A 14674-nucleotide genomic window follows, 5' to 3' on the forward strand; every position below is an offset into this window, starting at 1 on the left:
CACAACGACAACATTCAGAAAATAAAAATTAAAAAAAAGTACAACTTATTTGTTAACTTTTTCCTGTTGATAAATCTTTATATTTTTGATTATCAGTTCTTTAAATCATTTTACTTGTAAACTTTCATGATATTTATCATGTTTTTCTTTCTACTTTTTTTAATACTTTTGTTCTTTATTCCAATTCTATTACAATCCTAAAAAATCATTATATGCCAACAAAAATCGCCCAAGGACCACAAAAGACTTACAGTCAGGAAGAAGCCTTTAATGCTTCGTTAAAATATTTTAAAGGTGATGACCTTGCGGCCAGGGTATGGGTAAATAAATATGCCCTAAAAGATTCCGAAGGGAATATTTATGAGCTAACTCCTGATGATATGCACCACAGGATAGCCAAGGAGATTTCCAGAATTGAACAAAAATATCCAAATCCCCTAAATGAAGAGCAAGTTTTTGACCTGATCAAAAATTTTAAATACATAGTCCCCCAAGGTAGCCCAATGGCCGGCATTGGCAATCCTTTTCAGATTGCATCCCTTTCCAATTGCTTTGTAATAGGCAATGAGGGCCAGTCCGATTCGTACGGGGGAATCATGAAAATAGACCAAGAACAGGTGCAGCTTATGAAGCGCCGCGGGGGAGTTGGCCACGACCTATCCCATATACGTCCCAAGGGGTCGCCTGTTAAAAACTCGGCCTTGACCTCAACCGGCCTAGTGCCATTTATGGAAAGATATTCCAACACTACCAGGGAAGTGGCCCAAGATGGCCGAAGGGGAGCCCTAATGTTATCGGTCTCCATTAACCATCCTGATGCGGAAGATTTTATAGACGCTAAAATGGAACAGGGTAAGGTAACGGGAGCCAATGTTTCTGTTAGAATGGACGATGATTTCATGAGAGCCATCGAAAGTGGACAACCCTATACCCAAAAATTTCCTGTTCAAAGCCCCAATCCCAAGGTTTCCAAAACTATAGATGCCCAAAAATTATGGGACAAGATAGTCCATAACGCCTGGCAATCGGCAGAACCTGGTATTTTGTTTTGGGACACCATTATAAAGGAATCCGTACCGGATTGTTATTCAGATTTGGGTTATAACACGGTATCTACCAACCCCTGTGGCGAAATTCCATTATGCCCTTATGATTCCTGTCGTTTGTTGGCCATTAATCTCTTCTCCTATGTAGACCAACCTTTTACGGATAATGCAACCTTTGATTTTAAGCTATTTAAAGAACATATTGCCGCCGCCCAGCGAATTATGGACGATATTATAGACCTTGAATTGGAGAAGGTAGATGTAATTCTGAAAAAAATAAAAGCGGATCCGGAATTGGAAGACACAAAAGCTGTGGAATATAATTTATGGACCAACATCAAAGAAAAGGCCCAACAGGGAAGGCGTACAGGAATTGGCATTACTGCCGAAGGAGATATGCTGGCCGCACTTGGCTTGCGTTATGGAAGTAAAGAGGCCAACAAATTTTCAATTGAAGTACACAAGACTATTGCTTTGGAAGCCTATAGAGCCTCGGTACATACCGCAAAAGACAGAGGGGCATTTCAAATTTTTGATGCGGAAAGGGAAAAAAACAACCCCTTTATCCTGAGACTGAAGGAAGCCGATGAAAAACTGTACTACGAAATGTTGGAATACGGCCGAAGAAACATTGCCTTATTGACCATTGCGCCCACGGGCACTACCAGTTTAATGACCCAAACCACATCTGGCATAGAACCGGTTTTCCTGCCTGTATACAAGCGCAGAAGGAAGGTTAATCCCAATGATAAGGATGTCCGTATTGATTTTGTGGATGAAGTTGGGGATTCTTGGGAAGAATATTTGGTGTTCCATCATAAATTCAAACAATGGATGTCCGTCAAGGGAATTGATACAGAAAAAAATTATTCCCAGGAAGAATTACAGAAAATTGTAAAAAGTTCCCCGTATTACAAAGCCACCTCCAATGATGTTGATTGGTTGAGCAAAGTACGTTTACAGGGTGCGGTTCAAAAATGGGTAGACCATAGCATAAGTGTCACTATAAACCTTCCGAACGATGTGTCCGAAGAATTGGTCGGAAAACTCTATTTGGAAGCTTGGAAGGCTGGTTGCAAAGGCGTTACAGTTTACAGGGATGGTTCCAGATCCGGTGTATTGATCTCCAATGATTCAAAAAAATCGGAAGAGGAGGAAGCCCTTACCCATTTCCCCACAAAACGTCCCCAAATTTTGGAGGCCGATGTAGTGCGACTTCAAAACAACAAAGAAAAATGGATCGCTTTTATTGGCCTGATCAACGACCAACCCTATGAAATTTTCACTGGTATGGCCGATGATGAGGACGGTATATTAATCCCTAGATGGGTGAATAACGGATTAATTATAAAAAGCAGAAACGAGGACGGTTCTTCGCGTTACGATTTTCAGTACAAGAACAAAAGAGGCTATAAAACCACCATTGAAGGACTATCCCATAAATTTAATCCGGAATATTGGAACTATGCCAAATTGATTTCGAGTACCCTCCGCCATGGAATGCCTATAGAAAAAGTAGTAGACCTTATTAATAGTCTACAACTGGACAGTGAATCTATCAACACATGGAAAAATGGGGTAGCAAGAGCACTTAAAAGATACGTTGCCGATGGTACAGAGGCCAAAGGACAAAAATGTGATTCCTGTAATTCCAAGAATCTTATTTACCAAGAAGGATGCCTTACCTGTAAGGACTGTGGTTCGTCCAAATGCGGATAAGCCATTGCCATTTGTATTTATAGTCCAATTTCTAAAAGTTACACCCCCAAATGCATGCATTTGGGGGTGTTTTTAGTATTACTGCATTTTTCTATCTATTTTAGATTAATCAATTAAAATCAAGGCATGAAAAACGTTTTCTGTATCGGGGAATTATTAATAGATTTTGTAGCGGAAAAACAAGGCAGCGATCTAGCAAAAGCCAACAATTTTACAAAAAAAGCAGGGGGTGCCCCGGCCAATGTGGCGTCGGCAATAGCCAAACTGGAGGGCAAAAGTTTTTTTATTGGCTGCGTAGGAAAAGATCCCTTTGGTACTTTCCTAATCAATACCTTAACGGAAGGACAGGTGGACGTATCCCTGGCACAGCGGTCCGACACTTTCACTACCCTGGCCTTTGTTTCCCTGGCAGAGGATGGGGAGCGCGATTTTGTTTTTAGCCGTGGAGCGGACAAAGAATTAACATATGATCGCCGCTTAAGTAAGCTGTTCAAAGATCAAATTGTTCATTTTGGAGCCGCCACCTCATTCTTGGGGGGCAGTCTGGAAGAGGCTTATTCACTTTATCTCCAAGAGGCCATTTCCAACAATAGTTTTATTTCCTTTGACCCTAATTTTAGGGCAGATCTTTGGAAAGGAACAGAAGCCATATTTGTGCAAAAATGTATCCCTTTTATAGAAAAATCCCATCTGTGTAAATTTAGTTTGGAAGAGGCACAGTTACTTTCAGGAAAGGAAAATTTGGAAGAGGCATGTGCTTTTTTACACCAGCTGGGCTCCAAGATTATTACGGTTACCCTAGGTGGGAAAGGCACCTATTTAAGTACACCGGCAATTAAAAAGATAATTCCAAGTATAAAGGTAAGCCCTGTTGATACCACAGGTGCGGGAGATGCTTTTATTGGATGTTTGCTGAAACAGATTGCCCTGACCACCAACTTGGATACCCTTATGGCCGATTCGGGACCTTTGGAAAATATGGTTCAACAAGCCAATAAGGCAGGTGCAATTACGACCACAAATTATGGGGCCATAGAATCCTTGCCCACGCAGCAGCAATTAAACGAACTATAAATGTAATGGTCGGAAACCGCTAATTATACTTCATCTTTCTAATGATGCGTAGGGATTCTTTTATAGATTGATACACCGGAAGATTGTATTTCTTCATTACAGGCTTGGTGTTTTCCATAATATCCTTGGCCTCTTCGAAGCCATTTACATAACAAATTAAAAAAGTATCGGACAACAGATCCAAATCCCTTTCCTCATTTAGGGTCAAAGGAATTTCCTTTTCAATTTTCTTAAGCACGGCCACATTTGCGTTGTATATATGATGAAGTGTTTTTTTATCATATAAGGGAGGTTCAAATATTAAATCGCTTTGAATGGTATAGGTGCCGTTATCAGAAAAGGTAATTACCACTTTTTCCAACGGATAATATTTTTGTTCACTGCTTAACCCCAACTGCACATATTCTATGGTAGTGAAGGAATTTTCATCATAAGCTATCGTAATTTCATCAAATTCCGAAAAAAACAACTTTACTTGTTCATTGATCAATTCAATGTCGACACGGGAATAATAGGTTTCATTTTTTACTTTTTTTTGATGCCCCGCCCAACAAACCACAAATTGCTCCTTAAAAACCTTATAATTACTGGTAAGATCCTTATGCCTTTCGTTTAAGAAATCGATCACGCCATCCAAGGTAAGTTCAATGTTGTTTTTGGCATGCTTTTCTATGGTTGCCACAACATCTGCATTTACATCCGTTAACTCAATTCCATAAGCTTTTGGCATACTTATGCTGCCATCCCTAAAAAACACCGACCCGCCATAATACTTCCAGATATTCTTCCGCAAAGAACATACCTTCCCATTGGATTTTATAGTTACCAAGCCAACTACTTTACCCATTGGCAAATGCGGAAATGGAATATTTTCATAAGTAATCCGTGGGGGATTGTCCAAATAGGCGTTTACCAAATTTTGAATCTTGCTATCATCAAAAAAATCGACCCCTACAATTTCATTGTCCTCATCCTCGACCCCAATTACGATAAAAGAATTGTTTTGAGGGTTGCTATTGGCAAGTGCGCAGACATGCTTCAAAAATTTGGCCTTCCCCTCCCTCTGTCCAATATCTATAAAGCGCTTTTTATCATAAAAGCTATTCTCGTCATTATGGGCCAATAGGCTTTTTACGAGCAGGCGTTTATTGATCATAATTCCTTATTGACAATAGTGGCACTCGCTTGTGCCGTAGGTAAAATTAATAAGTCTGCAATGTTAACATGGGAGGGTCTGGTTACCATAAAATAAATTACATCCGCAATATCTTCCGGTTGCAAGGGCTTATAACCCTTGTAAGTATCCGCGGCCCTTCCATCATCCCCCTTAAACCGTACCTTACTAAATTCTGTTTCCACCAATCCCGGATTAATGGCCCCAACGCGAATGCCGTATTGGTTTAAATCTATTCTCATCCCTTGGTTTAAGGCATCCACAGCGTATTTACTTGCGCAGTACACATTCCCCTTAGGATACACTTCCTTCCCGGCAATGGAGCCAATATTTATAATATGACCCGATTTGTTTTTGATCATTTTTGGCATTATGGCCTTGGAAACATATAAAAGGCCCTTGACATTAATGTCCAACATAGCCTCCCAATCATCCAGATTACCTTCCTCTATGGAATCCAGACCATGGGCATTGCCAGCATTATTGATTAAAATATCAATATTGGAAAACTCCTCGGGAAGGGAAGCAATAGCTTCAAAAACCGCTTTTTTATCCTGAACATCAAATTCCAAAATGAAAACCTTGGTATGTCTGGACAGTTCCTTTTTAAGCTCATTCAATCGCTTTTTTCGCCTGCCACAAATAACTAAATTAATCCTGTTGGAGGCAAAGAGTTTGGCGGTTGCAAGCCCTATTCCGCTTGTAGCTCCTGTTATAAATGCTGTTGGTTTCTCATTAATGGTAATACTCATAAAACTAATTCTTTATTTTATTTCTTAACAATGCCATTGGTCGGTAACTAATGGCTCTTTTACCCTATTTCTAAATCAAGGGAACAAAAACCAATCTTTCTGCTAATAGTTCGTATTTATGGCCTTTTTTGCATCAATCACCAGTCTAGTACAGGTTGCACTCAAAAGCCAAATTTTGCACCTTGATATTAGCAGTGGAAAGGCTATTCCATAGAACGATTTATTGCCCAAGGGACCCCTAAAATATCCACCTTGTCAAAAGTGGGATTACCCGGTGCTTATCAATGACCAATTAACATATATCCTTCCCCAAAAGGAAGCTTCTTACCCCTATCGCCCCAAGTAATTGTCCCTGTTACGATTTTGAAATAAGATGTTTTATTTTTCATATGTTTGTGAAATTATGAATAATTCCCTTAAATAGTTCATAAAACTGGACCCATTGCTTAACTTTTAACCATACATTAACAGCCAATAACTAAATAAATTTTCAATTTGCATCCACTTTTGGAGTAAACCACTGTAAACAAAACAAAACAAAGGATTATATGGAAGAAAATACTTCGGTAGATATCAGTGCCGTGAACGAGAAAATTGCCCAGGAGAGTGCTTTTATTGACCTACTTATTTTAGAAATGAACAAAGTAATCGTAGGACAAAAACATATGGTTGAACGATTGCTCATTGGACTTTTAGGACAGGGCCATATTCTACTGGAAGGTGTCCCCGGTTTGGCCAAAACCTTAGCGATAAACACCTTGGCAAAAGCGGTACAAGGAAGCTTTAGTAGAATTCAGTTCACTCCCGATCTTTTACCGGCAGACGTTGTTGGTACTATGATCTACAATATGAAATTGAACGATTTTTCCATTAAGAAGGGTCCCATATTCGCCAATTTTGTTTTGGCTGATGAAATTAACCGTGCCCCTGCAAAAGTGCAATCCGCCCTTTTGGAAGCCATGCAGGAAAAACAAGTTACCATAGGCGATGAAACTTTTGTACTGGACAAGCCTTTTCTGGTTATGGCTACCCAAAACCCGGTGGAACAAGAAGGAACTTACCCCTTACCGGAAGCCCAGGTGGATCGTTTTATGTTAAAGACCGTAATAGATTACCCCAAACTTAGCGAGGAGCAATTAATAATTAGGCAAAACCTTAAGGGAGCATATGAAGAGGTAAAACCCGTGGTTAGCGTTAAGCAGATTCTTAGTGCCCAAAAGGCGGTAAGGGATGTGTATATGGACGAGAAAATTGAGAAATATATTCTCGATATTGTTTTTGCCACCCGATACCCGGAAAAATATAATCTTGAAAGCCTAAAACCTTTGATCAGTTTCGGAGCTTCGCCAAGGGGTAGTATAAATTTAGCGGTAGCTGCCAAATGCTATGCTTTTATTAAAAGAAGGGGCTACGTTGTTCCTGAAGATGTAAGGGCTGTGATTCATGACGTTTTACGCCACAGGATCGGTATAACCTATGAGGCCGAGGCAGAAAACATTACTTCGGAAGAAATAATAAACAAGATCGTAAACGAAATTGAAGTACCTTAATCAGTCTACAGTTATCCGTCTACAGCTTTTGGTCTTTAATACTTAAAACTGTAACTGAATACTTTTTACTGCAAACTGCATACTGAAAATGGATACCAAGGAATTATTAAAAAAAGTTCGCAAGATCGAAATAAAGACGAGGCGTCTTTCCGACCATATTTTTGGTGGGGAATACCACTCGACCTTTAAGGGAAGAGGTATGACTTTTAGTGAGGTGCGCCAATATCAATTTGGCGATGATGTTAGATCCATAGATTGGAACGTAACAGCACGCTATAACGAACCCTATGTAAAGGTATTTGAGGAGGAAAGAGAACTTACCATGATGCTTATGGTAGATGTGAGTGGTTCAGAACTATTTGGTACCAGCAATCAGTTTAAAAAGGAAATTATTACCGAAATTTCTGCTACCCTGGCATTTTCGGCACTTCAGAACAATGATAAGGTTGGACTTCTTCTGTTTACGAATGAAGTAGAACTTTACATTCCACCAAAAAAAGGAAAAAGTCACGCCCTAAGAATTATAAGGGAATTACTGGAGTTTTCGCCCAAGAGCAGCGAGACCGATTTGGGAGCTGCCTTGAAATTCCTTACCAACGTAATGAAGAAAAAAGCAATAGTCTTTGTACTCTCGGATTTTATTACCGACGACTACCTTCAAACCTTGCGTATTACAGGCAAAAAGCATGATCTTACCGGTATTAGGGTATTTGATGAAAGAGAGGAGACCATCCCAAATTTAGGCATGGTACAAATGCAGGATGCTGAAACTGGAGCAATTCAATTGGTGAATACCCAGTCCAAAAAAGTAAGGATGGCCTATGGCAAACACTATAATGAGCGCGTTGCCTATTTTCAGGAGACTTTTACCAAATCTGGTTGTGGAGTGTTAAGTTGTAGGGTGGATGAAAGTTATGTAAAGAAATTATTGGGCTATTTTAAGAGAAGAGGTTGATTTAAATGAGGAACTTAATTTTGAGCATTATAAAGACTTATTCGTATTTTCTACGATATATTACATTGTGTCTGCTATTTGCCTCGACACAAGGTTTTTCCCAAACTCCCCCCACCATTGTGTCAGGGGTGGATACCACCTATATAAAGATTGGCGAACAGATTAATTTTAAGGTTACCGTTGAAACAGATTCCACCGCCCAGGTAATCTTCCCGGAAGGACAGACCTTTTCCCCTTTGGAAACCGTAGAGGCCCTCAAGACCGATACGGTTAAAAAATTGGATAGGATGACCCTGCAAAAAATTTATGCCCTAACCCAATTTGACTCAGGTTCCTATACTCTTCCAAGACAACAGATTATGGTAAACGGAAAACCGTTTTTTACCGATTCCATAAAAATTGATGTTGCTACCGTACCTGTCGATACCTTGGCGCAGAAGATGTACGACATAAAACCCATTATAAATGTAGAAAAATCGAACGGTGCACTTTGGAGAATTCTCCTTTGGGTTCTGGGTATTTTAATTTTGGTCGGGGCAGCCTTATATTGGTTCGTTTTCAGAAAGAAGCCATTGAGCGAAGAGGAAAAAGTAGCCCTATTACCTCCTTTTGACCGTGCTATTCTTGGTTTAAAACAATTGGAAAAATCAAAATATTTAATTCAGGACGATTATAAATCCTACTATTCCGAGTTAACGGACATTGTGCGATCCTACCTGGAAGAAGATGTACATGTCACTGCATTGGAAAGTACTACGGACCAATTGATAGATAAATTGGAAATGATGAAGGATGCTGGTCAGTTGAAACTGGACCCTGAAACCATACAACAGTTCAAAAAGGTTTTACAGACCTCGGATTTGGTAAAATTTGCAAAATCCAAGCCGGAGTCCTCTGCAGCGGAACAAGACAGGAAATCTGTGGAGCAGATTGTGATAAAGACCAAAGAAGCCATTCCAGAGCCTACTGAAGAGGAATTATTGCAACGCGAAGAGTATTTGGAGGAGCTGGAACGCAAAAAGCAGAAGAAAAAAATAGTAATTGTTGCTGTCTCTGCAGTTCTTGTACTTCTATTTTCCACTGTAGCGGCAATAGGCTACTATGGATTTGGACAGGTAAAGGATACCGTTTTGGGCCACCCGACCAAAGAATTATTGGAAGGGGAATGGGTACAGAGCGATTACGGTTTTCCCCCTATTAGTTTACATACCCCGGAAGTCTTATTGCGACAAGCGGTAAAACTCCCGCCTGAAGCCAAAGCCTCCATAAAAGAAATGCAGGCGTTTGCCTATAGGAGCTCCATTGGACTGTTTACCATTGGTGCCACCTCTATTACATTGGCACAACCGGAGGAACCGGATTTTGAAAAGGCTTCCGAACAAATTTTGAAAAATTTTGAAAATCAAGGCGCCAAGAACATCACTACCAAGCAAGAACCTTTTTCTACCCTCTCAGGGGTAAAAGGAGTTAAACTGTACGGAAGTGGAAAATTTGCCGTGCCCGAATCCAAGGAATTGATTTCTGGAAACTATGTGGTCCTATTTTTTGGCGGTAAGGGTTTTCAGCAAAATGTAATCTTGACATGGTTGGCAGATGACCAATATGCAGACCAGATAGTAGACCGAATTTTGAACTCAGTAGAAGTAAAAACGAGCTTATAGATGTTTGAGAATATTTCCTTTGCGAACCCACAGTTTTTCTGGTTGTTATTATTACTTCCAGTGGCAATGCTTTGGTATTTCTTTAAAAGAAAGGAACAGACCGCTTCTTTGAAAATGTCGAGCATTAAGGGCTTTCCCAAAGGTAGCATATTGCCCAAATTAAAACCGGCGTTGTTTGTTATGCGCTTGTTGGCATTGGCGGCGATCATAGTTGCCATGGCGAGACCACAGACCGAGGATATCTCCACCAGGACCAAAACTACAAAAGGAATCGATATTGTTATGGCCATCGATGTTTCCTCAAGTATGTTGGCAAAAGATCTAAAGCCGTATAGATTGGCAGCGCTTAAAAAAGTAGCGGCCGATTTTATTAACGAAAGACCAAACGATAGGATCGGCTTGGTGGCTTATGCAGGCGAAAGCTATACCAAAACGCCTATTACTAGTGATAAATCCATAGTTTTAAGGGCTTTGGACGAAATAACATATGGGCAATTAAATGATGGAACAGCTATTGGGATGGGACTTGCCACCTCTGTCAACAGACTAAAGGAAAGTAAGGCCTTGAGCAAAATAATTATTTTGCTTACAGATGGGGTAAACAATATGGGATTTATTGAGCCCCAAACAGCCGCAGATCTGGCAGTGGAGTTCGGTATTAAAACCTACACCATCGGTATTGGCACCAATGGAAACGCCATGTCGCCCATAGCCTATAACGCCGACGGATCTTACAGATATGGGATGCGGGAAGTAGAAATAGACGAAAGCCTGTTAAAATCTATTGCGGAAACAACCGGAGGGCAATATTTTAGGGCTACCGACAATAAAAAACTTGAGGCCATTTACGAGGAAATAAACAAATTGGAAAAAACGGAAGTAGAGGAGTTTAAGTACTACAAGTACGAAGAAAAATTTAGACCTTGGGTCTATTTGGCAGGGGTTTTGCTCTTGTTGGAATGGTTGGCAAGGAACACCTTGTTCAGGAGTTTTATTTAATAAGAAGAAACTAGGTTTCAAAGGAATTGATTTAAAAAGGAAGAATACAAAATGATTCAGTTAGACGAAAAATCATATTTATATCTGTTATCTATCATTCCGGTGATGGTGGTTCTTTTTGTGCTCCTTCAAATCTGGAAAAAAAGAACGCAGAGAAAATTTGCGGATATTGGCCTTTTAAAGCGATTGACTCCGGACAGGTCCAATTTCAAATCCACCTTAAAATTAATTTTTATTTTATTGGGAATAGCCTCTTTAACAATGGCATTGGTCAACCCAAAGATGGGCACCAAACTGGAAACGGTTAAAAGGGAAGGGGTCGATATAGTATTTGCCGTAGATGTTTCCAAAAGTATGTTGGCCGAGGATATAGCCCCTAATAGACTGGAAAAGGCCAAACGTCTGGTTTCCGAAATTATCAATCAACTGGCGAGTGACAGAATTGGGATTATTGCATACGCCGGACAGGCATTCCCACAACTCCCTATAACGACCGATTATGGTGCTGCCAAAATGTTCTTGCAAAACATGAACACCGATATGCTTTCTTCCCAAGGAACGGCAATTGACCAGGCCATTGAATTGGCATCGACCTATTATGACGATGAGGAACAAACCAACCGTGTTCTTTTCATTATCTCCGACGGGGAAGACCATTCCGAAGGCAATGTAAACAATGCTGTTGAAGATGCTACCAATGAAGGCATAAGGGTATTTACCATTGGGGTGGGAAAAACAAAGGGAGCACCCATACCACTAAAAAGAAACGGTATTGTTGAAAGCCTGAAAAAAGATAACCAAGGCGAAGTGGTCATTACAAAATTAAATGAAGAGGTGCTTCAAGAAATTGCCGATGAGGGCAATGGAGAATACATAAACGGGGAAAACACGGAAGAAGCGGTTGCCTTCATTAAGGAGCAATTGAACCAGATGGACAAGAAAGAATTTGAGGCCAAGCAATTCGCCGAATTCAAAGATCAGTTCCAGTGGTTTTTGGCCGCAGGGCTTTTATTCTTATTTTTAGACATTTTTGTCTTGGATAGAAAGACCAAGTGGCTTAAAAAATTGAATCTGTTTAACGAGCGATAAACGCAGAAGGGTTATGAAAAAGATAGCATTTATCATTATTTTGATCGGAGGCCTTGTCCAAGCACAGGAAGTGGACAAGGAAAAGGAAAAATCACTTAAAATTGCCAACAACTTTACTTGGGAAGCAAATAAAGATCTGTCCGAAAGTAATTTTGTAAATGCCGAAGCCAACTATAGGAGGGCCATCTCCAAGAGTGCGGAAAGTAGCATAGCTCCCTATAATTTAGGGAACGCCTATTATGAAAACGAAACCTATAGCGAAGCCTTTGGCAGGTTTAAGCAGGCGGGAGAAAATGCCACCAACAAAAAAGACAAGCACATGGCCTACCATAACATGGGCAATGTCTTTATGAAAAACAAAGAATACCAAAAAGCGGTAGATGCCTATAAGGAAGCTTTGAGAAATGACCCTACGGATGAGGAGACCCGTTACAATTTGGCTTTGGCCAAGGAAATGCTGAAAAAACAGCAGGAAGAAGAACAAAAAAACGACCAGAATAAGGACGACCAGAACCAGGAAGACCAAAAAGATCAGAAGGACCAGAACCAGGATAAAAAGGAAGGGGATCAGGACGAAGACAATAAAGGCGACCAACAAGAAGAGAACCAGGGCGATAAGAAGGAAGAAGGGGATAAAGGCGAGGAAGAGAAAGAAGACAATAAAGAAGGTGAAGGAGATGATGAAGAGAAAAACGACGAGCCATATAAGGCAGAAGATCAGAAGCAACAACAACCAAGACCTAACCAATTATCTCCTCAGCAAGTGAAAAACTTGTTGGAGGCCATGCAGAACGAAGAGAAAAAAGTACAGGAAAAAATTGATGCACAAAAAGTAAAAGGTGCAAAAATCCAAAATGAAAAAGACTGGTAATACACGTGAATATTAAAAAATACATATCGTTATTTTCATTGTTGTTCCTCGGCATATTCTCGTATGCCCAGAACAATGAAACCGTTACCTTCGAGATGAATCTCAGCAAGGATGTATTGGGCATTAACGAACGTCTAAGGGTAGACTTTACCATGAACAGGGATGGGGATAATTTTGTTCCTCCGGATTTTGAAGGTTTCAGGGTACTTATGGGTCCATCGCAATCCATTAGCTCCTCTTGGGTGAACGGGGTTAGAAGCTTTTCCAAAACCTACACCTATACCCTAGCGCCTACGGCAAGGGGGAAATTTACCATTAAACAGGCCACCATTGTCATCAAGGGTGAAACCTATAAATCGCTCCCAAAAGAAGTAGAGGTTACCGCTGCAGTAGAAAGACCGGACGGGGAAAAAACGGTCGATGATGTTGCCGATGAAAGTTTACATCTGGTGGCCGAAATATCCAAAACCAGCCCATATCTGAATGAAGCCGTAACCGTAGTTTATAAACTTTACGCAAGTCCTTCTATAGACGTAACCAATTTTAGGGCGCTGGACAACCCTAAATATAACAATTTCTGGAGCCAGGATATTCCAGTTACCAAATACGATGTACAGAATACTACCTATGATGGCAAGTCATATAGATCCGTAATCTTAAAAAGGGTAGTTTTATACCCGCAGAGAACGGGAGAATTGGAAATTGAGCCACTTTCTCTGGATGTAAGTCTCCAGATTCCCACCAACAAACGGGATTTCTTTGGGGGAAGAATATTTGCCCAAACCAACAAGACCGTATCCGCTGGCAATAGGACCATTAATGTAAAACCTTTGCCTACAGAAGGCAAACCGGCAGATTTTAGTGGTGCGGTAGGAGAATTCCAATTTTCGGTGACCACCAGTAAGACCCATCTTAATGCATCAGAGTCCCTACAGGCCAAAGTTGCCATAAATGGTAAGGGTAATTTAAAACTTTTTGAAATTCCAAGTTTAAATCTCCCAAGTTCCTTGGAAGTATATGATCCGGAGTTTAATGAAAGTGTTCGTACTACCCTCTCTGGTATGGAAGGAAATGTAAGCAATAGCTACACGGTAGTGCCTACATTTAAAGGCAAGTATCCCATTCCCAGTATAGCTTTTAGCTTTTTTAACCCAAAGACCGAAAAATATCAAACCTTGAGTTCCGGGGAAATCATGATCAATGTACTGGAAGGCCCCACAAGCGGAGCCGTAGACAACACTGGTCTTAGTTCCAATAATAAACAAAGGGTTGTGGCTACAGGGGATCAATTTGTTTTCAATAAAATAAAGCCAAACCTAACAGCCATCAATAATAATTACTTTTTTGGGTCTACCAGCTTCTTTCTTTGGTGGCTACTTCCGGTTTTATTAATTCCTCTGGCCATCCTCTTTGGCAAAAAAAGAGAGGCCATTGCCAGTGACGTAGAAGGAAACAAAATTAAACGTGCCAATAAATTGGCAAGGAAATACCTATCCGCAGCCAAAAAAGCACTAGGCTCCAAGGAGTCATTTTACGTAGCTTTGGAAAAGGCATTGCACAATTATTTGAAGGCCAAACTTAAAATAGAGACATCAGAATTCAGCAAGGATAAAATATCCTCTTTATTAAGTGAAAAAAATGTAGATGAAGCCACTCGGGAGGGCTTTGTGGGATTACTGAAAAATTGTGAAATGGCAAGATATAGCCCTTTTTCTGATGTTCAGATGCAACAGGATTACAATAAAGCGAGTGAGGTTATTTCACAACTGGATAAACAAATTTAA

At 40.3% G+C, this 14674-nt stretch carries 11 protein-coding genes; 9 read left to right on the forward strand and 2 right to left on the reverse strand.

Going from position 1 to position 14674, the window contains the following annotated elements:
• Positions 1–212 precede the first annotated feature (212 nt).
• The gene (locus tag MWU82_RS02385) at positions 213–2765 is read left to right on the forward strand and encodes an adenosylcobalamin-dependent ribonucleoside-diphosphate reductase (RefSeq protein WP_247095094.1); all 2553 of its coding nucleotides are present in this window, start codon (positions 213–215) and stop codon (positions 2763–2765) included.
• 126 nt (positions 2766–2891) lie between these two features.
• Positions 2892–3839, forward strand: coding sequence for a carbohydrate kinase (locus tag MWU82_RS02390; RefSeq protein ID WP_247095095.1), 948 nt, complete (start codon positions 2892–2894; stop codon positions 3837–3839).
• Positions 3840–3858: 19 nt separating this feature from the next.
• Here MWU82_RS02390 and MWU82_RS02395 read toward each other — a convergent pair whose 3' ends face one another.
• Both MWU82_RS02395 and MWU82_RS02400 read right to left on the reverse strand, forming a co-directional pair.
• Complete coding sequence (locus tag MWU82_RS02395; RefSeq protein WP_247095096.1) at positions 3859–4995, reverse strand: ATP-binding protein; 1137 nt, start codon at positions 4993–4995, stop codon at positions 3859–3861.
• The gene (locus MWU82_RS02400; protein WP_215949689.1) at positions 4992–5765 is read right to left on the reverse strand and encodes an SDR family NAD(P)-dependent oxidoreductase; all 774 of its coding nucleotides are present in this window, start codon (positions 5763–5765) and stop codon (positions 4992–4994) included. Before MWU82_RS02400 ends, MWU82_RS02395 begins: the two co-directional genes overlap by 4 nt.
• Before the next feature lie 548 nt (positions 5766–6313).
• Between MWU82_RS02400 and MWU82_RS02405 the strand changes: the two genes are divergently transcribed.
• The 7 genes from MWU82_RS02405 to MWU82_RS02435 all read left to right on the forward strand — a co-directional run bounded on the left by MWU82_RS02405 (position 6314) and on the right by MWU82_RS02435 (position 14674).
• A complete protein-coding gene (locus tag MWU82_RS02405; RefSeq protein WP_110354391.1) occupies positions 6314–7315 on the forward strand; it encodes a MoxR family ATPase in 1002 nt (333 codons plus the stop codon).
• 88 nt (positions 7316–7403) lie between these two features.
• Entirely contained in the window at positions 7404–8270 is an 867-nt protein-coding gene (locus tag MWU82_RS02410; protein ID WP_215949690.1) for a DUF58 domain-containing protein, read from the forward strand.
• Positions 8271–8290: 20 nt separating this feature from the next.
• Complete coding sequence (locus MWU82_RS02415) at positions 8291–9931, forward strand: BatD family protein (RefSeq protein WP_247095097.1); 1641 nt, start codon at positions 8291–8293, stop codon at positions 9929–9931.
• Positions 9932–10930, forward strand: a complete 999-nt coding sequence (locus tag MWU82_RS02420) for a VWA domain-containing protein (protein ID WP_247095098.1) — start codon at positions 9932–9934, stop codon at positions 10928–10930.
• 51 nt (positions 10931–10981) lie between these two features.
• Entirely contained in the window at positions 10982–12019 is a 1038-nt protein-coding gene (locus MWU82_RS02425; protein ID WP_247095099.1) for a VWA domain-containing protein, read from the forward strand.
• Positions 12020–12032: 13 nt separating this feature from the next.
• Positions 12033–12890, forward strand: a complete 858-nt coding sequence (locus MWU82_RS02430; RefSeq protein WP_247095100.1) for a tetratricopeptide repeat protein — start codon at positions 12033–12035, stop codon at positions 12888–12890.
• A 5-nt stretch (positions 12891–12895) separates the two neighbouring features.
• Entirely contained in the window at positions 12896–14674 is a 1779-nt protein-coding gene (locus MWU82_RS02435; RefSeq protein ID WP_247095101.1) for a BatD family protein, read from the forward strand.

Origin of the sequence: Arenibacter sp. S6351L, assembly GCF_023016025.1 — a bacterium.
Taxonomy (GTDB): Bacteria; Bacteroidota; Bacteroidia; order Flavobacteriales; family Flavobacteriaceae; genus Arenibacter; species Arenibacter algicola_B.

Coding starts and splice junctions, on each gene's coding strand:
- MWU82_RS02400 (WP_215949689.1), bottom strand. CDS start 5,765: ATGAGTATTACCATTAATGAGAAACCAACAGCATTTATAACAGGAGCT.
- MWU82_RS02420 (WP_247095098.1), top strand. CDS start 9,932: ATGTTTGAGAATATTTCCTTTGCGAACCCACAGTTTTTCTGGTTGTTA.
- MWU82_RS02410 (WP_215949690.1), top strand. CDS start 7,404: ATGGATACCAAGGAATTATTAAAAAAAGTTCGCAAGATCGAAATAAAG.
- MWU82_RS02385 (WP_247095094.1), top strand. CDS start 213: ATGCCAACAAAAATCGCCCAAGGACCACAAAAGACTTACAGTCAGGAA.
- MWU82_RS02395 (WP_247095096.1), bottom strand. CDS start 4,995: ATGATCAATAAACGCCTGCTCGTAAAAAGCCTATTGGCCCATAATGAC.
- MWU82_RS02430 (WP_247095100.1), top strand. CDS start 12,033: ATGAAAAAGATAGCATTTATCATTATTTTGATCGGAGGCCTTGTCCAA.
- MWU82_RS02405 (WP_110354391.1), top strand. CDS start 6,314: ATGGAAGAAAATACTTCGGTAGATATCAGTGCCGTGAACGAGAAAATT.
- MWU82_RS02425 (WP_247095099.1), top strand. CDS start 10,982: ATGATTCAGTTAGACGAAAAATCATATTTATATCTGTTATCTATCATT.
- MWU82_RS02390 (WP_247095095.1), top strand. CDS start 2,892: ATGAAAAACGTTTTCTGTATCGGGGAATTATTAATAGATTTTGTAGCG.